This window comes from Faecalibacterium sp. An192, assembly GCF_002160175.1.
GTDB lineage: Bacteria > Bacillota > Clostridia > Oscillospirales > Ruminococcaceae > Faecalibacterium.
On record NZ_NFKB01000037.1, the window covers coordinates 1 to 23,623 of the forward strand.

The 23,623-nt window shown below is 62.3% G+C and carries 21 protein-coding genes and 1 tRNA gene; 4 read left to right on the forward strand and 18 right to left on the reverse strand.

The features are described 5' to 3' along the window. Window positions 1-612: 612 nt before the first annotated feature. From B5F27_RS11335 to B5F27_RS11370, 8 genes are all read right to left on the reverse strand, one after another. Window positions 613-683 (reverse strand) — tRNA-Gln (locus B5F27_RS11335). A gap of 431 nt (window positions 684-1,114) precedes the next feature. Further along, the gene (locus B5F27_RS11340) at window positions 1,115-2,506 is read right to left on the reverse strand and encodes a sigma-70 family RNA polymerase sigma factor (protein ID WP_087248584.1); all 1,392 of its coding nucleotides are present in this window, start codon (window positions 2,504-2,506) and stop codon (window positions 1,115-1,117) included. 44 nt (window positions 2,507-2,550) lie between these two features. Further along, window positions 2,551-3,519, reverse strand: a complete 969-nt coding sequence (locus tag B5F27_RS11345; protein ID WP_087248582.1) for an SDR family NAD(P)-dependent oxidoreductase — start codon at window positions 3,517-3,519, stop codon at window positions 2,551-2,553. A 198-nt stretch (window positions 3,520-3,717) separates the two neighbouring features. Beyond that, window positions 3,718-4,206, reverse strand: coding sequence for a nucleoside deaminase (locus tag B5F27_RS11350; RefSeq protein ID WP_087367739.1), 489 nt, complete (start codon window positions 4,204-4,206; stop codon window positions 3,718-3,720). A gap of 377 nt (window positions 4,207-4,583) precedes the next feature. Further along, window positions 4,584-5,360 (reverse strand): TSUP family transporter, encoded by a 777-nt coding sequence (locus B5F27_RS11355; RefSeq protein ID WP_087367742.1) that lies wholly within the window; start codon window positions 5,358-5,360, stop codon window positions 4,584-4,586. A gap of 31 nt (window positions 5,361-5,391) precedes the next feature. Further along, on the reverse strand, window positions 5,392-6,240 hold the full coding sequence (locus B5F27_RS11360) for a serine hydrolase (RefSeq protein ID WP_087367745.1): 849 nt from the start codon (window positions 6,238-6,240) through the stop codon (window positions 5,392-5,394). An 85-nt stretch (window positions 6,241-6,325) separates the two neighbouring features. Then, window positions 6,326-7,315 (reverse strand): dipeptidase, encoded by a 990-nt coding sequence (locus B5F27_RS11365; protein ID WP_087367748.1) that lies wholly within the window; start codon window positions 7,313-7,315, stop codon window positions 6,326-6,328. A gap of 24 nt (window positions 7,316-7,339) precedes the next feature. Then, on the reverse strand, window positions 7,340-8,299 hold the full coding sequence (locus tag B5F27_RS11370) for a C40 family peptidase (RefSeq protein ID WP_087367751.1): 960 nt from the start codon (window positions 8,297-8,299) through the stop codon (window positions 7,340-7,342). Window positions 8,300-8,496: 197 nt separating this feature from the next. Between B5F27_RS11370 and B5F27_RS11375 the strand changes: the two genes are divergently transcribed. From B5F27_RS11375 to B5F27_RS11385, 3 genes are read left to right on the forward strand one after another with little or no spacing between them, the layout of a single operon-like run. Further along, window positions 8,497-8,940 (forward strand): MarR family transcriptional regulator, encoded by a 444-nt coding sequence (locus B5F27_RS11375; protein WP_087367755.1) that lies wholly within the window; start codon window positions 8,497-8,499, stop codon window positions 8,938-8,940. Next, on the forward strand, window positions 8,937-10,691 hold the full coding sequence (locus B5F27_RS11380) for an ABC transporter ATP-binding protein (protein WP_087367758.1): 1,755 nt from the start codon (window positions 8,937-8,939) through the stop codon (window positions 10,689-10,691). Before B5F27_RS11375 ends, B5F27_RS11380 begins: the two co-directional genes overlap by 4 nt. Then, entirely contained in the window at window positions 10,666-12,510 is a 1,845-nt protein-coding gene (locus B5F27_RS11385) for an ABC transporter ATP-binding protein (RefSeq protein ID WP_087367761.1), read from the forward strand. Before B5F27_RS11380 ends, B5F27_RS11385 begins: the two co-directional genes overlap by 26 nt. A 192-nt stretch (window positions 12,511-12,702) precedes the next feature. On the opposite strand, the gene B5F27_RS11390 is transcribed toward B5F27_RS11385, so the two are convergent. The 7 genes from B5F27_RS11390 to B5F27_RS11420 form a co-directional block, all read right to left on the reverse strand. Next, a complete protein-coding gene (locus B5F27_RS11390) occupies window positions 12,703-13,602 on the reverse strand; it encodes an ROK family protein (protein ID WP_087367764.1) in 900 nt (299 codons plus the stop codon). 13 nt (window positions 13,603-13,615) lie between these two features. Continuing rightward, window positions 13,616-15,052 carry a 6-phospho-beta-glucosidase gene (locus B5F27_RS11395; RefSeq protein ID WP_087367767.1) on the reverse strand — a complete coding sequence of 479 codons (1,437 nt, stop codon included), beginning with the start codon at window positions 15,050-15,052 and terminating at the stop codon, window positions 13,616-13,618. A gap of 86 nt (window positions 15,053-15,138) precedes the next feature. Further along, a complete protein-coding gene (locus tag B5F27_RS11400; RefSeq protein ID WP_087248558.1) occupies window positions 15,139-15,450 on the reverse strand; it encodes a PTS sugar transporter subunit IIB in 312 nt (103 codons plus the stop codon). Between the two features lie 53 nt (window positions 15,451-15,503). Beyond that, the gene (locus B5F27_RS11405; RefSeq protein WP_087248556.1) at window positions 15,504-15,821 is read right to left on the reverse strand and encodes a PTS lactose/cellobiose transporter subunit IIA; all 318 of its coding nucleotides are present in this window, start codon (window positions 15,819-15,821) and stop codon (window positions 15,504-15,506) included. Between the two features lie 316 nt (window positions 15,822-16,137). Next, window positions 16,138-16,923, reverse strand: a complete 786-nt coding sequence (locus tag B5F27_RS11410) for a MurR/RpiR family transcriptional regulator (RefSeq protein WP_087248554.1) — start codon at window positions 16,921-16,923, stop codon at window positions 16,138-16,140. A 122-nt stretch (window positions 16,924-17,045) separates the two neighbouring features. Further along, window positions 17,046-18,419: a HAMP domain-containing sensor histidine kinase gene (locus B5F27_RS11415; RefSeq protein ID WP_087367770.1), complete on the reverse strand. Its 1,374-nt coding sequence runs from the start codon at window positions 18,417-18,419 to the stop codon at window positions 17,046-17,048. Beyond that, the gene (locus B5F27_RS11420; RefSeq protein WP_087248550.1) at window positions 18,416-19,123 is read right to left on the reverse strand and encodes a response regulator transcription factor; all 708 of its coding nucleotides are present in this window, start codon (window positions 19,121-19,123) and stop codon (window positions 18,416-18,418) included. Before B5F27_RS11420 ends, B5F27_RS11415 begins: the two co-directional genes overlap by 4 nt. 351 nt (window positions 19,124-19,474) lie before the next feature. Between B5F27_RS11420 and B5F27_RS11425 the strand changes: the two genes are divergently transcribed. Next, window positions 19,475-20,170, forward strand: a complete 696-nt coding sequence (locus tag B5F27_RS11425; RefSeq protein WP_087367772.1) for a biosynthetic peptidoglycan transglycosylase — start codon at window positions 19,475-19,477, stop codon at window positions 20,168-20,170. A gap of 119 nt (window positions 20,171-20,289) precedes the next feature. Here the strand turns inward: B5F27_RS11425 and uppS are convergent, their stop codons facing one another. The 3 genes from uppS to B5F27_RS11440 form a co-directional block, all read right to left on the reverse strand. Further along, on the reverse strand, window positions 20,290-20,931 hold the full coding sequence (uppS, locus tag B5F27_RS11430) for a polyprenyl diphosphate synthase (RefSeq protein WP_087367775.1): 642 nt from the start codon (window positions 20,929-20,931) through the stop codon (window positions 20,290-20,292). Between the two features lie 104 nt (window positions 20,932-21,035). Then, complete coding sequence (locus B5F27_RS11435) at window positions 21,036-21,995, reverse strand: bacteriophage abortive infection AbiH family protein (RefSeq protein WP_087367778.1); 960 nt, start codon at window positions 21,993-21,995, stop codon at window positions 21,036-21,038. A 135-nt stretch (window positions 21,996-22,130) separates the two neighbouring features. Beyond that, window positions 22,131-23,615, reverse strand: coding sequence for a recombinase family protein (locus tag B5F27_RS11440; protein WP_087367782.1), 1,485 nt, complete (start codon window positions 23,613-23,615; stop codon window positions 22,131-22,133). Window positions 23,616-23,623: the final 8 nt, after the last annotated feature.

Consider the following 23,623-nt stretch of genomic DNA (forward strand, 5'->3'; position numbering starts at 1 on the left):
TCCTGTCTCTCTCAATAGAGAGAGTTAAAGAGAGAGGCAAAAGACGCTGTGCGCCGATGGCGGCACACACCGCCTTTTACGAAGAGAAAGACGACTTCCACCGGTTTGGGATAGAACCCGATGACCGGCCCGGCCGGGAACCCCAAAGGCCCGTCCTCCTTGCAGGTCCCGCAGGAGCGGGGGCGCGGGACCATTGGAGGCCCGCCGGGGCCGTTTGAGGCCGACAAGGAAACCAGGGCCGTCGGGGCGGCCCGGAACCCGGCCCAGAGTCGGGAGGGAGCGGCCGGAGGCCTTTGGGTGACCCGCGGGAACAGTCAGGGGCCGACAAGGAATGCCAGGGCCGTCGGGGCGGCCCGGAACCCGGCTCAGAGCCGTGAGGGAGCGGCCGGAGGCCTTTGGGTGACCCGCGGGAACAGCCAGGGGCCGACAAGGCGGGGCCGGACAAAGCCGGGAGGGCGGCTTTTTGCGGCGCGGCAGGGCCGCAGGACGCCCCGTGCAGCAGAAAGGGAAACAAGGCCCCTGGAAGGGTTTTGCCTCCCGGGCATAACTTTTCCCATCCAAACAACAAAAACCCCGCACAGAGGCTCTAAAGCCTCCATGCGGGGTTTTCAGTTGCGCCAGCAGGAGTCGAACCTGCGATGGGGGAGTCAAAGTCCCCTGCCTTACCGCTTGGCGATGGCGCATCGGACTGCACGGCGGTCCGCCAAAAGCGGACGCACCGTGCAGATAATTATTATACCGTGTCTGCCAAAGCAGACAAAAACCAATCCGTGCGAAGCGCGCACTTCTCGGTCCAATAACCGCTTTGGCGGTTATTATACCGTGTCCGCCGGAGCGGACAAAAACCAATCCGTGCGGAGCACGCACTTCTCGGTCCAATAGCCGCCTTGGCGGTTATTATACCGTGTCCGCCGGAGCGGACAAAAACCAATCTGTGCGAAGCACGCACTTCTCGGTCCAATAGCCGCTTTGACGGCTATTATACCGTGTCTGCCGGAGCGGACAAAAACCAGTCTGTGCGAAGCACATTCCTCTGGGTCCAATAACCGCTTTGGCGGTTATTATACCATATTTGAGCACTCTGTGCAAGTAGGCCGGGGCGTTTGGCCCGGCATCACTCGATAAGGCCGTTGAGGAGGGTCAGGCACTTGCGGCTGTGGAGCTTGCGGATGGCCTTGGCCTCGATCTGGCGGACACGCTCACGGGTGACGCCAAAGTCGCGGCCCACTTCCTCCAGGGTGCGGGGACGGCCGTCGTCCAGGCCGAAGCGCAGGCGGATGACCTTCTCCTCGCGGGGGGTCAGGCTCTTGAGGGCCAGGTTGATCTGCTGGGCCACCATGGCGCGGTCAGCGGCCTTGCCGGGGGCCTCGGCGTTCTCGTCGGCCACGAAATCGCCCAGGGAGGAGTCCTCCTCCTCACCCACCGGGCTCTCCAGGCTGGCGGGCTCCTGGGCCATCCGCTGAATCTCCCGGACGCGCTCCACCGTCATGTCCATGGCCTTGGCCAGTTCCTCGGCGGTGGGCTCGTGGCCGTTCTGGTACACCAGCTGGCTGGTGGCCTGGCGCATCCGGTTGATGGTCTCCACCATGTGCACCGGGATGCGGATGGTGCGGGCCTGGTCCGCGATGGCGCGGGTGATGGCCTGGCGAATCCACCAGGTGGCGTAGGTGGAGAACCGGAAGCCGCGGGCGCAGTCGAACTTTTCGGCGGCCTTGATCAGGCCGATGTTGCCCTCCTGAATCAGGTCCAGGAACGCCAGGTTATGGCCCACATGCTTCTTGGCGATGGACACCACCAGGCGCAGGTTGGCCTCGCTGAGGCTGCGGCGGGCGTTCAGGCCGTCCTGACGGGCCTTCATCAGCTCTTCCCGGCGCTCGTCGGTCAGGGGGCCGTCCTCGACGGCCTCCATGGCTTCCTTCACCTCGGCGGCCTCCTCGGCGGATTCCTCCGGGTTCTCTTTATCCTTGCGGTCCTCGGGGTCCAGATCCTCCTCCGGCTCCTCGTAGTCGGGGGAGTTCTCGTCCTCCTCAAACGAGAACCGGGCGGTGTTGCGCTTGATGTAATCGGGGCGGTTGTACTTGCGGCGGTCGGCCTGCAGGATGCGGGCTGCCTCGGCGCCGGCATGAATCCGGCGGCTCAGCTCCACCTCCTGCTCCGCCGACAACAGCGGAATCTGGCCGATCTGCTTTAAGTAATTCTTGACGGGGTCGTCCAGCAGCTCATCCATCGCCGCCTTCAGGTCGGCGGGATTCTCCTCCAGACGGTCCTCCTCGGGCTCGTCGTAGTCGTCGTTGGCGCTGTTCTCGGCGCTCTCCACCTCTGCCAGGATGCCGTCCACGTCCAGGGATGCCTCGTTCTCCTGGATCTTGATCCCCCGTTCCTCCAGAATGGTGTACAGGCTCTCGGTGTCCAGGCCGCATTCCTGCGCCAGTGCGCGCACTTCGTCCGCGTTGACGGTCCCCTCGTTGGCGCCTTTGCGCAGCATCTCTTTTAAGGTCATGCCCATATTTCTCTCTCCTTTTTGCTCCAGAGGTCAGGCGGCGGGACGGTTCAAATCACCAGCCCGCCATTTACGCCGAACACCTGCCCCGTGATATACCCGGCCTCTTCCCCTGCCAGGAACAGCAGGGCCCGGGCCACCTCCTCTGCGCTGCCCAGGCGGCCCACCGGGGTTTCTTCCGCCAGGGCCTCCCGGTCCGCATCGGTAAAGGACGCCATCATATCGGTGTCGATGACGCCGGGGGCCACACAGTTGGCCGTGATGCCGCTGGGCCCCTCCTCCCGGGCCAGGGCTTTGGTCAGGCCGATCAGGCCGGCCTTGGCCGCCGAATAATGGACCTCGCAGCTGCCGCCGGTCTGGCCCCACATACTGCTCACCGTGAGAATCCGCCCCCACTTGCGGCGGATCATCCCGGGCAGCGCCAGCTGGCACAGGTGGAAGGCACCGGTCAGGTTGACGTCCAGCATACGCTGCCACTCGTCGGGGGTGATGTCGGTGAAGAGCTTCTGCTGGGCGATGCCGGCGTTGCAGACCAGAATGTCCACATGGCCCAGGGCCGCGGCGGCCGCGGCAAACGCCGCCTCACAGGCCGAACGGCTGGCCACGTCGCACTGGAGGGCGATACAGCCGGGCAGGCTGGCCTCCAGGGCTGCGGCGGCCTGGGTGTTGGTGTGGTAGAGCACCGCCACCCGATACCCCGCCTGATAAAAGGCGCGGGCTGCCGCTGCGCCGATGCCCCGGTCGCCCCCCGAGATCAACACCCCGCGGGCGGGGGTATGGCAGGGCTGCGGGGCGGAAGGTTCCGCCGCCGGCCGGGCCGGTGCGGGACGGGGCTCCGATGCAGTCGCTGCAGGGGGCTCCTCCACAGGCAGTTCAGGCGGCTCGGCTGCAGCCGGAGCCTCTGCGGCGGGAGCTTTTTCCTGCTCCGGCGCAAAGGACGCAGGCACGTCCTGTTTGGGCTGCGGGGCCGGTGCGGGTGGTTCCAGCTCAAAAGTCAGCTCAAATTCGTCTTCGTGCATAGGCTGTTTCTCCTGAAAGGTCGTTGGATACCCTGCCGCCCGCCGCCGCGCCGCCAATACTTTCCCTGCCGGAATCGCCGGCACTGCGGCATTTTGGGGCAAAAAAGCGGGCATTTTCGGCAAAATACCATCGTATATTATACACCACCGGCGCGAAAAAGGGAAGTGTCTGGCGGAAAATATTTTTTTCGGGGGCTTTCAGGGACGGCCGGGCGGGGTCCAGCGGGGCTTTTTGCCCCGTTCGGCCCGCAGCCGGGCAAAGAACCCGGCCAGCAGTTCCCCGGCCTCCTCGGCCCGCAGGCCCTTTTCCACCACCGGGTGATGGTTGAAGGGCAACGCGAACAGGTCGGTCACCGACCCGCAGCACCCGGCCTTGGTATCGGCGGCGCCATACACCACCCGACGGAGCCGGCTGTTGATGATGGCTCCGGCGCACATGGGGCAGGGTTCCAGGGTGACGAACAGCTCGCACTCCCACAGACGCCAGCCGCCCAGGGCCTTACAGGCGGCGTCAATGGCCAGCAATTCGGCGTGATGGGTGGCGTTGCGCTGGGTTTCCCGGGTATTATGGGCCGCCGCCACGATTTCGCCCCGGCGGACGATCACCGCACCCACCGGCACCTCTCCCAGTTCCGCCGCCTTTCTGGCTTCCTCCAGGGCAGCGCCCATCCATTCATAGTCACCCATTGGGGGCCTCTCCTTTCTTTATGATACAAAAACGGCGCTGATGCGCCACATCTACAGTTTGGCACAACAAGCGCCGCGACAAACATATACACCATGTCCTGCGGACGAAAGCGGCAGGATGCTGGTTTACCTTAGGTGCTCTCTTGCTTTTCGGCTTTGTTCGCTGCGCTGGGAATGCCGTCCGGCATTCAAAAAGCAAACTGCACAAAAGTTCGGACTCACAGGGCCGCAGGCCGGGAACCTGATAAAGAGGCTGAGACCTTGCCGCCGGCTGGGCCTCATAAAGAGCGGCCAGAGTTCATGGTACCCAGTGAAAAGCTTTTTGGTTCCTTTTTCTCGAAAAAGGAACTTGCCTACTTTTTCTCTGAAAAAGTAGGTCAGCCCACGGCTTCCATGGTGAGGCGGCCAAGGAGAAGAACCAGAACCACCATCATCATGGGGCGGATCACCTTGGCGCCGCCCTTGAGGGCCAGACGGGACCCGATGAGGTTCCCCACAATGCCGCTGATGGCGCAGGGAATGGCGATGTGGAACACCACCAGCCCCGAAGCCAGATAGGTCACCAGGCTGGCGTAGTTGCTGGCCATGTTCAGGACCTTGGCGTTGCCGCTGGCCCGCCGCATGTCAAACCCCATGATGGTGCTGAACGCAATGATGGCAAAGGTCCCGGTTCCCGGGCCGAACAGGCCGTCGTAACACCCGATACCCACGCCGATGGCCAGGGCCTGGACCGCCCGCAGCCGGGTCAGGGCGCAGTCGCCGCAGTCCCGGTCGGGGGCCTTCCACTGGGTCAGGATGATGACCGCCGCCACCGGCAGGATGCACAGCATCATCAGCCGCAGTGCCCCGTCGCTGAGCCAGACCGCAATGTGGCTGCCGGCGGCGCTGCCCACAAAACTGCCGGCCGCCGCCAGCAATCCCACCTTCACGTCCAGAGCTCCGCTGCGCAGGAACTTGCCGGTGGCAAAGGTGGTGCCGCAGGCGGCGCTGAACTTGTTGGTGCCGTAAGTATAGTGGACCGGCAGCCCCGCAAACAGGTAGGCCGGCAGGCTGATGAGTCCGCCGCCGCCCGCCGCCGAGTCCACAATCCCCGCAAAACCCGTCATGCAGATCAGAAAAAGCAGCATGGGGCCGCTTACCGTGATTTCTCCCATAAAATGTTTCTCCTCTCGTTTTTGCTTTCCCTTACAGCCACAGCCGGCCCTCACAGGCCAGCACCTGGTCCAGGATCATCCGGCTCACCTTCGCACCGTATACCATGGCGGGGTGAGCGTTGTATTCAATGATGTCGTCAAAATTTTTATTCATCAGGACGATGACGTACTCCCCGTAGGGGGTGTGAACGATGCCGCCGTCGTTGCGGCAGGCGTTCATGCTGCCGCTCTTGCTGGCCACCCAGATCAGCTCCTCCTCCCCGGTCTCCTCGCAGTCCAGGTAGTAGGGCGGGAAATTCCCGGTCAGCATGGTGTTGTAGTGCTGGGCCCGGAAGATAGCCAGCATGTCGGCGCTGGCCTCCCGGCTCACCAGGGTCCCGCGGGCCACCCGGGCGAACAGGCCCGCATAATCCCGGGGTGTGGTGGTGCCCAGCTTGTCGTACCGGTCAAAGTGGAGGGGGTTGTGGAGCACCGTATGCTCAAACCCCAGCTCCTGAATGCACCGGTTGATCTCCTCCAGGCCCAGGTAATCGATGATCATGTTGGTGGCGATGTTGTCCGAACAGATAATCATCATGGTGGCGGCGTCCTTCACCTTGAGGGCCGCCCCCACCCCCAGGGCCCGCAGCATCCCCGAGCCGTCCACAAAGTGTTCCGGCCGGTAGGTGACGGTGTCCTCCAGGCTGGCCTTGCCCCGGCTGGCCTGCAGGTACAAAGCCGCCAGGATATACGCCTTGATGGTGGAGGCCGTCTCAAAGGATTCGTCGGCCCCCATCTCCACCGTATGGCCCTGCAGGTCGTCCACAAAGACGCTCATCTGGCCATGATAGGAATAGAGCTCCGCCGCAATCCGCTTTTCCAGGGTCATGTTCCGATCCATTTTGTATCATTCCTCGTCTGTTTTTCAGTTTGTAAATCTTATCCATGTCCAGCCGGTAGAATTCCGCCTGGATATTGCGCTTTGGTCACAGATTTTCTTCAAAGAACCGCCGGGCGTTGCGCCAGAAGATCCCTTCCACCTCGTCCTCGGTGAAGCCTTCTTTCCGCAGGGCGTCGGCCAGCAGGGGCATTTTGTCGCAGCTGTCCAGTTCCAGCGGCCCGCCGATGCCGTCAAAGTCGCTGCCCAGGGCGATCATCTGCACCCCGCCCACCCGCTTGAAGTGGGCCGCGTGTTTGGCGATGAGGGCGGCGGTGCTGCGGCAGAGGGCCGGGTCGGGCTGGTCGTCCAGGAAGGCGGTGCAGTAGTTCAGGCCCGCAATGCAGCCCCGTTCGGCCATGGCCCGGATCATCTCGTCGGTGAGGTTGCGGCAGTGGGGGGCCATCGCCCGGCAGTTGGAATGGCTGGCCGCAAAGGGCCGGGTGCTGTGTTCCACCACGTCCCAGAATCCCCGGTCGGACAGGTGGCTCACGTCCACGATCATGCGGAGCCGCTCCATCTCGGCCAGGAAGGCCAGGCCGGTGTCGGTGAGGCCGTGGTGGGCGTCGGGCGGGCAGGGCCACAGCTGGGGCCCCTCCGCCTTGACATTGGAGGCCGCCAGCTGGTTGTCGTAGTTCCAGGTGAGGGTCATCATCCGGACCCCCAGCTCATACAGCCGCCGCAGGACCCCCAGGCTCCCCTTGCAGCAGCCGCCCTCCTCCACCGTCAGCAGGGCGCTGATCTTTCCGGCGGCGGCGTTGCGGGCGATGTCGGCGGCAGTGTACACCGGGGCGATCCGGTCGGGATAGGCCGCCATGATCCGCTTGAAGATGTCGATTTCTTCCAGGGCGGTGACCAGAGGGTCCTCCCCCGAGCCCAGGTTCACAAAGGCCGCCAGGCACTGGAGCATATAGTCCCCCGCCTCCAGCCGGGTCAGGTCGATGTGGAGGTCGTTGTGTTCAAAATTCGCCGGCCGGCCTTCCTTTTCGGCGTGGCGCAGCTCGCTGAGGGTATCGCAGTGCAGATCCCATACTTTCATGGTGGGCGTCTCCCCTTTCACCGTTCAAAATATCGTGCCCACGGCTGTGAGCTTCCGGTCCAGGTCCTCCCGGTAGAGGGGGCTGGCCGGGTCCAGGCTGTTGTACACCACCCCGCCGCTGGCCGCCGCACCGGTGGAGTGGATGTACATCCCCTCCCCCAGATAGAGGGCCACATGGCCGGGGAAATACAGGGTGTCTCCCGGCTGCATGGCGGCGCGGGGAATCTCCCGCACCGGCCAGCCCGGCTTGATGCTGGCGTTGCGGTAGATGAGGACCCCGTTCTGCATATAGACGTTGCTCACCAGGCCCGAACAGTCCACCCCGGCCCCGGCCTTGCCGCCCCAGCGGTACTGGGCCCCCAGATACTTCCGGGCCGTCTCGCAGACCGCCCGGCGGAAGGCCCCTTCGTTCCCGCCGTGCCACCGGTCCAGCGCCCGCTGGACCAGCTGGTCGGGCTGAATGCCCAGAGCCTGGGCCAAAGCGTCGTCAAAGGGCAGGCCCTCCCGCTGGGTAAAGACGGCGTCCTCCTCCCAGGCCAGGGGTTCCAGCGACTGGTTCCAGGCCCAGGCGGGCCGGCCGTCCGCCAGCAGAACCCGGGTCCAGCCCTCCACCGGCTCCCCTTCGGGGGCCAGGCGGAGCCGGCTGCCCCGGCCCACCGTCAAAAGCCGGACCCCCGCCACTTTGGGGCAGGTCAGCAGGTCGGTCTCCCGGGCCGCCATCACCGACGGCGCGGACAGATAGGCCCGCAGCTGTTCCCCGGTCAGGAACAGCAGGTCCTCCCGGTCCACATAGCCGGGATAGCCGTAAAAGGTGCAGACCCGGACCATTCCCTCCCCGTCCGGGTGGTCCACCACCTGGCAGCTCTGGCCGTAGAGGCCCTCGTCCCCGATGGCGGACAGCAGCTGCCCGTCCTCGCCCGGACGGGTTTTCTCCGGCAGGTCGTAAATGGTGGCCGCCGGGCGGATAAACAGCGCGTATTGCACAGTGCAGCCCTCCTTTGTTTCACTCGGTCTATCATTGTAGCATCACGGGGCGAAAAATGCAACAAAACCGCGGACTTTCCCCTCTTTGGCCCCCGGCGGGGCCGCTTGACATCCGCCGCCGCTGCGCTATAATGAAAAAGCTGTGGCACAATCATTGACATATCAACCATTGACACATCAAGAAAGGAGCCTTTTCCATGGAAAACGGCTTTCACATGCTGCTGTACCGGGCGTTCCACGCCCAGCGCGCCTGGCTGCGGCCGGGCCGCGCCGCCCTGGGCCTGGGCCCCGGCCAGCCCAAGCTGATCTGTTATCTGGCCCGGGAGGGTCCCTGCAGCCAGAAGCATCTGGCCTGTTACTTTGAGGTGGACCCGGCGGCGGTCTGCCGGATGCTGGACTCGCTGGAAAAAGGCGGGTTCATCACCCGCCGGGTGGACCAGAACGACCGCCGCACCGGCATCGTCCAGCTGACCGAGGCGGGCCGGGCCGCCGCCGACGCCTGGCAGGAGGACTGCCAGGCCATGGAACAGCAGATGCTGCGGGGCTTTTCGGACCAGGAGGCCCGGCAGTTTGCCGACTACCTGCGCCGGGCCCGGGAAAATCTGCGGGCCGCACCGGCCCCCAAGGAGGAAACGCCGTGAAGGATTTGAAACGCCTGCTTCAATACATGGGCCCCTACCGCCGGGACATGGCCCTGGGGATGCTGCTGGTGGTGATCGAGAGCGCCTTTGAGATGTTCATACCCATTCTCATGAGCCAGATCATCGACGCGGGGGTGGCCCAGCGGGATGTGGCCGTCATCCTGCGGATCGGCCTGGAAATGGCCGCCTGCGCCCTGCTGGCCCTCATCACCGGCCTGCTGTACGCCAAATACGCCGCCCGGGCCTCCTACGGCTTCGGCGCCCGGATCCGTCAGGCCCAATACGCCAAGGTCCAGGCCTACGCCTTCGGCAACCTGGACCACTTTGAGACTTCTTCCCTCATCACCCGGATGACCACCGACGTGTCGGTGGTGCAGAACGCCATCAACGGCGGATTCCGGCCCATGGTGCGGGGTCCCGCCATGCTGGTGCTGGGTGTGGCTTTGTCCTTCTATATGAGCCCCCGGCTGGCGGTGGTGTTCTTTGTCTGCGCCCCCATCCTGGGCCTGGTGCTGGTGTTGGTGGTGCGGCGGATCGCCCCCATGTACACCCGGCTTCAGCAGGCCATGGACCACCTGAACACGGTGGTGCAGGAATGCCTCACCGCCATCCGGGCGGTAAAAGCCTTTGTCCGGGGCCAGTACGAGGAGGAAAAGTTCCGCCAGGTCAACACCGAACTGATGAACGTGAGCCTCTCCACCTTCCGCACGGCGGTGCTGAACCTGCCGGCCTTCCAGCTGACCATGTACGCCGCCATGGTGATGATCCTTTGGTTTGGCGGGCAGATGATTCTGGCCGGGACCTTGACGGTGGGCCGGCTCACCAGCTTCCTCAGCTATGTGCTGCAGGTGATGAACTCCCTGATGATGATTTCCAACGTGTTTTTGCTGATGACCCGTTCCCTGGCCAGCGCCCACCGGATCGCCGAGGTGCTGGACGAGGAGGTCGAGCTCACCTCCCCCCAAGACGCCGTGAAGGAAATCCCCGACGGGGGCGTGGTCTTTGAGAATGTCTCTTTCAAATACCACCCCGACGCCGCCGAGTACGCCCTGGCGGGAATCAACCTGACCATCCAGCCGGGGCAGACGGTGGGGATTCTGGGCGGCACCGGCTCGGCCAAGTCCACCCTGGTGCAGCTGATTCCCCGTCTGTACGACGCCACCGAGGGCCGGGTTCTGGTGGGCGGACAGGACGTCCGCCGCTACGACCTGACCGCCCTGCGGGACGCCGTGGGCATCGTCTTACAGAAAAACGTGCTGTTTTCGGGTACGGTGCGGGACAACCTGAAATGGGGCAATCCCGACGCCGACGACGAGACCCTGTGGGCGGCCTGCCGGGCCGCCCAGGCGGAGGAATTTCTCCGCCGGATGCCCGGGGGCCTGGATGCCGACCTGGGCCAGGGCGGCGTCAACGTGTCGGGCGGCCAGAAACAGCGCCTGTGCATCGCCCGCACCCTGCTGAAAAAGCCCAAGATCCTGATTTTTGACGACTCGGTCAGCGCGGTGGACACCGCCACCGAGGCCAAAATCCGCAAAGCCCTCAGCGACCTGACCGGCGTCACCAAAATCATCATCGCCCAGCGGGTCACTTCGGTGATGGGCACCGACCAGATCGTGGTGCTGGAGGACGGACAGATTCACGCTGTGGGCACCCACAGCCAGCTGCTGGCCTCCGACCCCATCTACCAGGAAATCTATCACTCTCAGATGAAAGGAGGCGGCGCGGATGCCGGCACGGCAGATCACGGGTAAAAAGCCCAAGAACTTCTGGCGCACCCTGAAAACCCTGCTGTCCTACATGGGGCAGCACAAATTCCTGTTTCTGGCGGTGGCGGTGCTGGTGACCATCAGCGCCCTGGGCAACCTGCTGGGTACCTATATGATCCGCCCGGTGGTGAACAGCGTGGGCGCCGGGGACGCCGGCGCCCTGGCCCGGGGGGTGCTGCTCACCGCCCTCATCTGCGGCGTGGGCGCCCTGGCCGCCTTTGGCTACACCCAGACCATGGTCTACGCCGCCCAGAAAGTCCTGTACGACATCCGGCGGGACCTGTTCGCCCACATCCAGTCCCTGCCCCTGCGGTTCTTTGACACCCAGCTCCACGGGGACATCATGAGCTATTTCACCAACGACGTGGACACGGTGGCCGACGCCCTGAACAACAGTTTCGCCATGACCATCCAGAGCTTCATCCAGATGACCGGCACCTTGGTGATGCTGTTTGTGCTGAACTGGCGGCTGTCCCTGATTGTGGTGGTGGGCTACGCGGCCATGTTCCTGTACATCCGGTTCAGCGCCAGGCGCAGCACCTCCTACTACACCACCCAGCAGGCGGCCCTGGGGGACGTCAACGGCTACATCGAGGAGATGGTCAGCGGCCAGAAGGTGGTGAAGGTGTTCAACCACGAGCCGGAAAACCTCCGGATCTTCGGGGAGAAAAACGAGACCCTCCGCAAGGCCGGCACCGGCGCCCAGAGCTACGCCGCCACCATGGTGCCGGCGGTGGTGAGCATCTCCTATATCAATTACGCCGTGGTGGCGGTGGTGGGGGGCCTGATGGTTTTGAACGGCATGACCGACATCGGCAGCCTGTCCAGCTATCTGGTGTTTGTCCGCCAGGCCGCCATGCCCATCAACCAGTTCACCCAGCAGAGCAATTTCCTGCTGGCGGCCATGGCGGGCGCCGAGCGGATTTTTGAGGCCATGCGGCTGGACCCCGAGGTGGACGAGGGGAAAATCCGCCTGGTGAACGTCCGGGAGAAGGACGGCGTCCTCACCGCCTGCGACCAAAAGACGGGGCTGTGGGCCTGGCAGAAGCCGGACGGCGAACTGGTGCCCCTGCGGGGGGATGTGCGGTTCCACGACGTGAGTTTCGGCTATGAGCCGGGCCATCCCATCCTGAAAAACGTCAGCCTCTACGCAAAGCCGGGCCAGAAGATCGCCTTTGTGGGCTCCACCGGCGCCGGCAAGACCACCATCACCAACCTGATCAACCGGTTCTATGACATCGACGCCGGCAGCGTCACCTACGACGGCATCGACGTGCGGGACATCGCCAAGGATTCCCTCCGCCGGTCTTTGGGCATCGTCCTGCAGGACACCCACCTGTTCACCGGCACCATCGCCGACAACATCCGTTTCGGCAAGCTGGACGCCACCCGGGAGGAGATCATCCGGGCGGCCAAGGTGGCCAACGCCGACTCCTTCATCCGCCGCCTGCCCCAGGGCTACGACACCCGCATCACCTCGGACGGCGCCAGCCTGTCCCAGGGCCAGCGGCAGCTGCTGGCCATCGCCCGGGCGGCGGTGGCCGACCCGCCGGTGCTGATTCTGGACGAGGCCACCAGCTCCATCGACACCCGCACCGAGTCCCTGATCGAAAAGGGCATGGACCAGCTGATGGAGGGCCGCACCGTCTTTGTGATCGCCCACCGCCTGTCCACCGTCCGCAACGCCAACGCCATCATGGTGCTGGAACAGGGCCAGATTGTGGAGCGGGGCGACCACGACGCCCTGCTGGCCCAGAAGGGCGAATACTACCAGCTCTACAACGGCATGTTTGAGCTGTCCTGACCTGGATATGGATACGCCAAAGCGCCCGCCTCCGGAAAACCGGGGACGGGCGCTTTTGTTTTTGGGACCGACACGAAGCCCCCCGCAGAGACGTGCACTCTCTGCGGGGGGCTTCGGGCTAAGAGGAAAGACAGCCGGCGCGGCCGGACCGGTCCACGCAGTCAGGGCGCAGGCTGGCGGAGATGGCGTGCATCAGCCCCGGCGCTGGACGTAATAGGCGTATGCGCCGATGAGGTTGGCGTCGTTGTAGTACTTGCAGGTGACCACCTGGGCCTCGGGCATCCCGTAGATGGCGGCCATCCGGTGGAGCTGGTCCAGGTTCTTCTGGAGGGATTCCATCAGCTTGGGCTGCTGGGAGATGCCGCCGCCGATGGCCACCCGCTCGGGGTCATAGATCAGCTGCAGGTTGCGGATCATCACCGCCAGCTGGGCGGTGAACCGGTCCAGGGCCATGCAGACGGCGGGGTCCCCCTCGTTCACCCAGCAGAACACGTCCTCGCCGTTGATGGAGGCGGGGTCCACCCCTTTGGCATAGGCGGCGGTGGTGATCAGCTTGCTGCTGCCGTTGAGGCCGCACCAGGTGTGCTCGATGGTCTCCACGTGCTCGTCCATGCTGATGGTGCTGAACTCACCCGCCGAGAAGTGCTTGCCCATCCGGACCTTGCCGTCCTGGATCAGGGCGCCGCCGATGCCGGTGCCCAGCACAATCACCACGCCGTCGGCGCAGCCGGCCAGGGCGCCCCAGGAGGCCTCCGCCAGGGCGGCGGCCTTGGCGTCGTTCATCACCGTCACCGGCACGCCGCAGCGGGCTTCCAGCTCCTGCACCAGCGGGAAGTCCAGGCCCAGTTCCAGGGCGCCGGTGGTCTTGCAGATGCCGGCCTCGCTGTCGATGATGCCGGGATAGGAGATGGCGATGCCCTCCACCTGGCCCCGGAACTGCTCATAAATCCCCGCCATGGCGTCCAGATGGGCGCTGCGGGAGCCGTGGGGCGAGGGGACCTTGCCGTGATGGGTCAGGTTCCGGTCCGAATCAATCAGCGCGTATTTGATGGAGCTGCCGCCCACATCCAATGTAAGACAAATCCCTGCCATGGTGTCCTCTCTCTCAATCGTTGCTCAGGTCCTCGCCGTTGGTGGCGATGACCTTCTTGTACCAGTAGAAGCTCTTTTTCCGGCTGCGGGCCAGGGTGCCGGTGCGGTCGTTGTGCTTGTCCACGTAGATGAAGCCGTAGCGCTTGTCCATCTCGCCGGTGCCGGCGCTGACCAGGTCAATGCAGCCCCAGGGGGTGTAGCCCATCAGGTTGACCCCGTCCTCTTCCACCGCCTTCTTCATCTCGGCGATGTGCTGCTGGAAGTAGGCGATGCGGTAGTCGTCCTGGATGGAGCCGTCGGGCAGGACGGTGTCGTAGGCGCCCAGGCCGTTCTCCACGATGAACAGGGGCTGGGTGTAGCGGTCGGTCATCCAGTTCAGGGCGTAGCGCAGGCCCACCGGGTCGATCTGCCAGCCCCAGTCCGAAGCCTGGACGAAGGGATTCCGGGTCAAGTCGGTGCTCTCGCGGTAGTCGTAGGCGGGGTTGTCGTCCTTGTGCTGGATGGCGAAGGTCATGTAGTAGCTGAAGCCGATGTAATCCACGCAGCCTTCCTTCAGGATGGCCAGATCCTGGTCGGTGACGTCCATCTGGTAGCCCTTGCGCTCCCAGTGCTTGAGGATGTTGGGAGGATAGAAGCCCTTGGCGTGGACGTCCATGTAGTAGAAGCGGCGCTGCATGGCCCGCTCGGCCATCATGACGTCCTCGGGCTTGCAGGTGGCGGGATAGATGGGGGTCATGGCGATCATGCAGCCGATCTTGAAGTCGGGATTGATCTCATGGCCCACCTTCACGGCCTCGGCGCTGGCCACCAGCTCATAGTGGGCGGCCTGGTACATCAGGTACTCGTGGTCCTCGCCGGGCTTGCAGATGAAGCCGGAGTTGAAGTACATGCTGTTGTCGTGGGCGAAGTTGGCCTGGTTGTTGATCTCGTTGAAGGTCATCCAGTACTTGACCTTGTCCTTGTACCGCTCAAAGCAGGTGCGGGCGAACCGGACAAAGAACTCGATCATCTTGCGGCTGCGCCAGGAGCCGTACACCTCGGTCAGGTGGAGGGGCATCTCGAAGTGGCTGAGGGTGACCACCGGCTCGATGCCGTACTTATGGCACTCGTCAAAGAGATCGTCGTAGAACTTCAGGCCCTCCTCGTTGGGGGTCAGTTCGTCGCCGTTGGGGAAGATGCGGGTCCAGGCGATGGAGGTGCGGAAGCACTTGAAGCCCATCTCGGCAAAGAGGGCGATGTCCTCCTTGTAGCGGTGGTAGAAGTCGATGGCCTCGTGGTTGGGGTAGAACTCCCCTTCCTGGATGCCGTCGGTGACACGGCGGGGGGTGTGGACGTCGCCGGCGGTGACCACGTCCACAATGCTCAGGCCCTTGCCGCCTTCACGGTAAGCGCCTTCCAGCTGGTGGGCGGCCACGGCGCCGCCCCACAGAAAATCCTTGCTAAAGCTCATAACGATACGCTCCTGTTGTTGAAGACCCGTCCCCTGGTACGCCGAAAGCCCTGTCCTTCCAAATGGTGTTTCGGCGGGGGCAAAGCTTACTTCTTGCCGGCCAGCTTGAGAGCGAACTCCACGACCTTCTTGCCGTTCATGGTGCCGTAGTCCACCATGGGGATCACGTCCACGGGCACGCCCTTGGGCTCGCAGATCTTCTTGGCGTCGGCCAGCTTGTAGCGGATCTGGGGGCCCAGCAGAGCCACGTCGATGCCGTCGGTCTCCTCGCGCATCTTGGTCTCGCCGGCGGCCTCGATGTCGGCCTCAATGCCCATTTCCTTGGCGGCGGCGCGCATCTTGGTGACCAGCAGGCTGGTGGACATACCGGCGGCGCAGAACAGACGAATCTTAAACATAGAACACACTCTCCTTATCTTCTTCTCAAAGGTAAACCTTTTGCCAGACAGGTTCAGCCGGCCATCTTCTTGTACACTTCGATGAACTTCTCGGCCAGATCAATGACCACCATGGCGGTCATCAGGTGATCCTGGCCGTGGCACATCAGCAGACTCATCGGCACCGCATCGCCGTTGATCTCCTTCTGCACCAGCTCGGTCTGGAAGTTGTGGGCCGCGTTGATGGTGTCGCGGGCGGCAGCGATCTTGGCGACAGCCTCCTCGAACTGGCCCTGCTCGGCCAGGCCGATGGCCTCCATGGCCAGGCTGCGGGCTTCGCCGCTGTTCACCACCAGATTCATTACGATGGCGTCGGTGAGATTCTCGTCCATTGCACGTTTCTCCTTTCTGTTTTTTGTTTTTTGTGGACTCTGTCGGGGCGCCCGGCCCCGCTTGCTGAAGCCAGTATAATCCGTTTTTTTGCCCTTGTCATCGGTTTTCAGGGCAAAAATAACCGGTCAACCCCAAGATAACTTGTTTTTGAACGGCAACGATTCGTTTTTTCTTTTGTGCAATGTCTGCAATTCCACTCCCTGCCGTTCGATACTTTTGACCAATTTCTTCACAGCCTGTTTTTTGGGCGGGCGGTTTTGTTTTTGCTCTGGTGCATAAAAAACACCCCGGGGCTCCGGGGTGGCGGGTGTGTTTTCAGGTTGCGGGCAGCACGGCCAGGCCGGAAGCGCCGTCCTGATCGGGCCGGGCCTGGTACATCCGGCGGCCGATCATCTCCAGCAGGCAGAGCACCGGCGCCTGGCAGGTGAGCTGAAAGTATCCATCCACCCGCACGTCGGCCATATAATAGTTGAGGTTCAGATCGCTGATCTGGGCCAGGGTACAGCTGGCGCTGTTGGTGAGGGAGATGAGGGTACAGCCCCGCTCCTTGAGCTGGCGGGCCATGTCGATGACCTGGCGGGTCTCCCCCGACACCGACAGGGCGATGACCACCACGCTGTCAAAGCGGGCCTGGGTAGTCATGCAGGTATTGATGGGGGTGAAGGGGTCGTCGATGAAGGTGGCGAAATACCCCACGTTGCACAGGTACCGGGCGCCGTACTGGGCCAGGATGCTGCTGGTGCCCACCCCGATGAACAGGATGTGGCCCGCGCCCCGCAGCAGCTGGACCGCCCGGTCCACCTGGCTCTGGATGGCGGGGGAGGACAGCCGCACCAGGAAATCCTGCAGCGCGGCGATGTCCAGGTCGGCCACATCCTTTTTGTCCTGCAGCAGCTCCTGTTTGAGCTGGAGCTTGAACTCGGTGTATCCGTCGCAGCCGAACTTTTTGCACATATGCAGCACCGTGGTGGTGGAAACATGCGCCTGGGCCGCCAGCTCCCGGATCTTCATGTAGATGACTTTTTCGCGGTTTTTGGTGACGTAGTTGTAGACGGCCATTTCCAGCGCGTTCAGGCTCTGGATTTCTTCGTGGGAAAACAACAGTCCTCGACCCCCTCGCCCCGCGGGCGCCCCGCCCCCGGGTCATTTTTACACCCATTGGGTAGATTTCGAAACATTTTTCTGTTTCATTTTAACATAACCGCCCTGTTTTGACAACCGCCCTACTTTTCTCCGATCCAGATGGTGACGGTCAAACCGTGGGGGGAGGTGTTGGAGAAGGACAGGCGGCCCCGGTGGGCCTGGACAATCTGGCGGACAATCCGCAGGCCCAGGCCGTGCTCTCCGGCGGGGTCGGCGGGCTGGGTGCTGGCCAGCGGCCCGCCCCGGTTGAGGGTCTGGAGCTGGGCGGGGCTGACCCCGCAGCCGTCATCGGCGATGATGAACAGGCAGCCCGCCGCGGTGGCGGGGGCGGGAGCCACCGTCACGGTGATCCGGCAGCCGCCGGGGTTGTGGCGGATGCAGTTGCGCAGCAGGTTGGAGAGCATCCGGTCCAGCAGGGCCGGGTCCCCCGCCACCGGCAGATGGCGGCCCGGGTGGGCCTCCATGAAGGTCAGGGTGTAGCAGTCGGCCAGGCCGTCGTTGAGCACCTCGCTCACCGCCTGGCGGGCCAGCTCCACCCCGTCCAGCTTTTTCCGGTCGATGGGCCGCAGGGCGTATTCCAGCCGGGTGGTCAGGTTCAGGTCGGCCACCAGGCTGGTGAGCTTTTCGCTCTGGCGGCGGATGGCCCCCGCCTGTTCCCGGGCCCAGGGCGGCAGTTCCCCGCTCTCCTCCAGCTCGCTGGCATACCCCAGAATCACCGACAGCGGGGTGCGGATGTCGTGGGAGATGCCCCGAATCCATTCGGCCCGGGTGTTGTCCTTGCGGGTGATGTAGGCGGCGGCCCGGTTGAGGCTGGTGTTGATCTCGGCCAGCTCGCCGTCCTCCTGGAGGCGGACCGGCTTGCCGTCGGCCAGGCTGCGGATGGCGTTGAGGATGGGGCCCATGGCCTTTTCCACCCGCCGGGCGCTGTGGATGAACAGCACCACCACCAGCAGCACATTGATATAAAAGATGCCGCAGGCCAGGGTGGTGAGAAAATCGTAATAGTCCCGGCCCAGGGAGACGTAATACTTGGCCATGGAGCCCTTGGGCCGGCCCACCACCGCCAGGCTGCCGTCGTCCAGGGCCCAGACGGTGACCGGCCAGTCCTCCAGATACCAACGGCTGAACTGGGCGATGTCGCCGGAGGAATAGGTCCGGGGCAGCTCGGCGGGCATCTGGTATTCCCAGGCCACCTGTCCCGCCGGGCTGAGGACCATGGCCCAGGCCCGCTCCTCTTTCAGCATCCCGATGGCCTCGGGGTCGGCCTGCCAGCTGCTGCCGCCGCCCTGGAGATGGGCGCAGAAATCCACAATCTGAAACCGGTCCGAAGGGCCTTTCACCTCGCTGATCCCCAGCAGCACCACCAGCACCGCAATGTTGGTGAACAGCAGCAGGGCCAGCAGGCCCACGGTGGAAAAGACATACCGGCGGAAAAAGCGTCGAACGGGATTCATCGGCCCGCCCCCTTGGCGTCGGGCAGATCCAGCCGATAGCCCAGGCCCTTCACCGTCACGATGGACACCGGACGGGAGGGGTTCGCCTCCATTTTTTCCCGCAGATGGCGGATGTGGGTGGCCAGGGTGCTCTCGTAGCCCTGCCAGACCGGCCCGCAGACCGTCTCGCACAGGGCGCCGGTGGTGACGATGCGGCCGGCGTTCTCGTACAGCTTGCGGAACAGCTGCAATTCCTTGGCGGTCAGGGGGAAAGTCTGGCCGTCCCGGCGGACGGCGGCGTTCTCGATGTCCACCTCGGCGGCGGCCAGCCGGACCCGGTGCCCGGTGGCGGGGCTGGTGCGCCGCAGGATGGCCTGGGCCCGGAACAGCAGTTCCCGGGGCAGGAAGGGCTTGGCCAGATAGTCGTCGGCCCCGCTCTCAAAACCGGTGAACTTGTCCTCGGCCTCGCTGCGGGCGGTGAGCATCAGCACCGGCACGCTGCTGGTGCGGCGCAGTTCCCGCAGCACCGAAAACCCGTCCATCCCCGGCATCATCACGTCCAGAATCACCAGGTCCGGCCGCCGGGCGGCGCACAGGGCCAGGGCCTGGGGGCCGTTCCCTGCCGTCATCACCTGGCCGTAGCCGGCCCGGACAAAAATCCCCCGCACCATCTCCAGCAGTTCCGCTTCGTCGTCCACGATCAGGATGGTTTTGTCCTCATTCATCCCGTTTCACCTCCAGCCCGATGGCATCCGCCCCTTCCCGGGGGCCGGCCGGGAGGGGCTGCGGCGGCCCAATCTGCCGCCTGAATCAACCCCATTGTACCACAAGGGCCGTCCCCTGCCTACGGCCCCGGGGGAATCTCAAGGGAAAATCAAGACCGTCCATCTTTGAGTTTCGCTGGAAATTCCCCCGCCACCGTAGTCAAAACCGCCTGTCCTGCGTTATAATAAGCGAGGCGGAGCCCTGTTTTCCGGACGGGCCCGCCCGGACGTCCCGCAGAGCTGCGGCCCTGCGGGCAAAGGGAGCCCGTCTCCCCATTCTGTCAAAACGCCTACATACGAGGTATGATTGTTATGCGATTTTTCCTGAACCTGCTCAAGCGGCTGCTGGTGCTGGCGCTGGCGGCCGCGCTGGTGGCGGGCGGCCTGCTGACCGTCCGGGGCTACCAGCTGTACCGCCGGGCCCTGGAGGACCAGAGCCTGGAAGCCACGGTGGACGCCATCCGCTCCGCCCCCGATTACGCCCCCCTGAGCGACCTGCCCCAGCTGTATCTCAACGCGGTCATCGCGGTGGAGGACCACCGCTTCACCCAGCACGGCGGCATCGACCTCATCGCCATCACCCGGGCGGCCATCTACGACCTGGCCACCGGCACCCTGGACCAGGGCGGCAGCACCATCACCCAGCAGGTAGCCAAAAACCTGTTCTTCACCCAGGAGAAGGAGTTCACCCGCAAGATCGCCGAGGTGTTCATGGCCTTCGCCCTGGAGCGCCATTACACCAAAGGGGAAATTCTGGAGCTGTACGTCAACACCATCTATTTCGGCGACGGCTACTACGGGGTCACCGAGGCCTGCGCCGGCTATTTCGGCAAGACCCCCGCCGAGATCACCCCCTACGAGGCCACCCTTCTGGCGGGCATCCCCAACGCGCCCTCGGTCTACTCCCTCAGCGCCAACCCCGACCTGGCCGACCAGCGCCAGGACTATGTGGTGCGCCAGATGGTGAAATACGGCTACCTCACCGACCAGGAGGCCGCCGCCCTCTGACCGGCCCCCTCCCCCCATCCAAAGCAAAACTGCCGCCCCGGTTTCGGCCGGGCACGGCGGTTTTTTTGTTGTTTTTCTTTGCGCCGGGCCGTGTCCGGTGAGCGGGGCCTCCCCCCGCTTCACCCGCCTCTGGTCACATCCTGCTTCTGATACCACGCCAGCGCAGCGGCGAAGTCCTCGGGCTGGAAGTCGGGCCACAGCCGGTCCACCACATAAAAGTCCGCATACACCGCCTGCACCGGCAAAAATCCCGACAGACGCCGCATGCCGCCCCAGCGGATCACCAGATCCACCCGGGAGATATCCCGGCTGCGGAGGCTTTCGGTGATTTTCCGGCGGCTGGACCCGGGCCGGTCCAGGTCGGCCAGATCCCACTCCCAGCCGTAGTTCACCAGAAAGTTCACCCGGATACCCCCGCCGTTCAGGTCGGTGCGGGTGCGGTACTGCCGCAGCGGCTCGGGAAAGGCTGCGGCCCGGTCGTCCCCTGCCACCAGCAGGGACACCGGCTCGGCGGCAATCCGTTCCATCGCCTCCACGCAGGCCCTGGAAAAGGCCGCCACCTGTTCCGCCGGGCGGCGGCAGTTGTCGGTGGTGAAGCCGTAATAGGTAATCTCCTTCACCCCGGCCTGCCGGGCCAGATGCAGCACCTCCACCCCCGGCGCCAGACCGTGGGTGTAGCCGTCCTGTTTGGGCATCCCCGCCCCCTGGGCCCAGCGGCGGTTGCCGTCCGGAATGATCCCGATATGCTTTGGTATGTGCATGGAAAACTCCCTCCCTTTCTCCTCCCAGCTTGGGCCGGACGGGCGGGGGTTATGCAGGCATCCATAAAGTTTTCTTGGGTCAGCGCACAGAGCCAGCTATTCTTTTATGACCCATCATAAACATCAAACGTCCCTTTAAATCCGTATCTGCGCAATTTAACTTTCTTTACCCCCAACTCTTTGGAATTCTGCGCTTCAAAGGAAGTAAAATACCATACTGCATCGGGAGAAATTTTTTCAATAATTTTCTTTATATAGACACTGTCCACCTTCCCATAGCTAAAACCGTACGAGTAAACCTTATCTATGGTACCGTCCAGCTTCTCGAAAAAATCTCTGTATTTTTTCATCGGCTTTTCCGTATCTTTTCGAAAGGACATAACCATTTCATTCAACGAGGAAGAACTCACGAACGAACCATTCGGCGCCTTGTCACTGTTTCTTCCATATACTGCATCTTTCTCTCCATGGCCAAAAATAAGTTTTTGTCCCACTCGGTTATGTATATGGATCACTTTTTTTATTCCATATAACTCCTGCAGCGTTTTTGTATAGTTAAAAGTAAGGAATTTTACTTCCGGCTGCGAAAACAAAGTTTTCAGACTGTCTTTGGGAGCAAATTCCCCATCTTCAATTTGCACTTCAATGCTTTTAATCCATAAGCGAAAAAACTCTTGCCATATTTTCGTGCAATTTGTAAACTTGTTTGTAAGCACATCCATATAGACCATATACTTTTGCATCAGCCGGCAATCTTCTTCAAAAGTTTCATCCTCTTTATGGTTTGCCGCCGGCAGCTTGACATCAAAATTGATATCAGCCAGTGCTTCTTCGAAGTTTGACCAATTTACACCAGCCGCTTTGTCCATTGCACTGAGCAGAATTTCCGCTGCAAATGCATCTGGCTTGATGGCTTTAAGGTCCTCTAAATGCACCACCTCGTCGCTGCGTTTCAGAGCCTCCGGGTACTTATCAATTACAAACGAACGAAACTTACTGTATGATGTCGGGATGCCATGCGCCATGTCAAAACCATTCCCGATGATAAACAACGATCCCATCATACCACCTCCATTTTGAAATTATTCTATGATTGTACCCCATTATTTGTCCAATAAAATGTACTTACAATCATCTCACGGCATAGATTTCTACCTAAACGCTTTAAACACAACTGCAAAACAAAAAAGCCCCTGAAATCAAGCGATTTCAGAGGCTTGTGGTCGACCGAGAGACGATAAATCCGAACGTTCAATCTGGTCAAAGGTGATCCGTTCCGCCCCTTCCTTGTAGTTGAAGGTCACCAGAATGGAGTCATCATACACCACCACGCTGTTGACAAAGCTGTCAATCAGCCGCCTCCGGCCCTCCAGGGTGTTGATGTCCACTTTGCGGAACTGGAGAATATAGAACTGAATCTGCTCTCTGGTGAACTGAGGCTTCCTGATTTCTTCCTTCACGATACTCAGCTCCAGCTTTTCCTTGGTTTCCTCCATCTCATCCAGCCGACGCTTGACAGAGGCATTGAAAGCACCAGCCTGGATGGCGTTCAGCAGATTGTCAATTGCCTTTTCGGTATCTGCCAGCTGGCGGCGCAGGGCGGGAAGCTCACTGCTCTCCTGCCCCTGCAAAGCCAGAGCCTGATCGGTAAAATACTCCACAAAGGCATCGTCCATGATGTTCCGCATAACGGAATCCACCACGGCCTGCTCCAAAGGCTCCTTCCGGATGCTCCTGTGCTTGGCTGTACAGATCTTCTTCTTTTTGCTGTTGACGCAGCGGTAATAGTGGTATACCCTTCCTTTGCTGGAGCTTCTACCGGACTCGCCCACCATCATCGCCTTGCAGGAACCGCAAAACAGCTTGGTGGTCAGCAGGTAGTCATCCTCGGCCTTATGACGGGCCGGGGCCTTTTTGTTTTTCTGCATCTGGCTCTGCACCCGCTCAAACAAATCCGTTGGAACTAGAGCCGGAATACCGTCCGGCACCACGATATCGCGGTACTTGTATTCACCGATATACTTCCGGTTGTGGAGAATCCCCGAGATAAAATTCAGGTCTACCACTTTGCCCCGCACCGTTGTAACCCCCAGACCATTCAGATGATCCACGATCTCTTTCATGGTGGAGCCGGTGTCGTACATCTTGAAAATATCCAGCACAATGGGTGCTCTGACCGGGTCGGGCTGGTATTGCTTATTGGCATCAATGATAAACCCAAACGTGGGTGTGCCGCCATTATATTTGCACTTGAGGGCATTTTCGGTATGGCCACGGATGACCTTTACAGACAATTCCGCGGAATAATATTCTGCCATGCCTTCCAGCATGGACTCCAGGATGATGCCCTCCGGGCCATCGGCAATGTTTTCTTTTGCCGAAATCACCCGCACGCCATTCTTTTTCAGGACAGCTTTATAATGGGCGCTGTCATAGCGGTTGCGGGCAAAACGGTCCAGCTTCCAGACCACAACTACGTCAAACAGACCTTTGGCGCTGTCCTTAATCATCCGCTGGAAATCAGGGCGTTGATCCGTCTTGGCTGAAAGGGCGCGGTCAATATATTCCTTTATGACGGTCATCCCATTCCGGCTGCAATATTCCATGCATTCCCGGATTTGTCCGTCGATGCTTTCCTCGCGCTGATTGTCAGAGGAGTAGCGGGCATAGATTACAGCATTCACATCGCCAC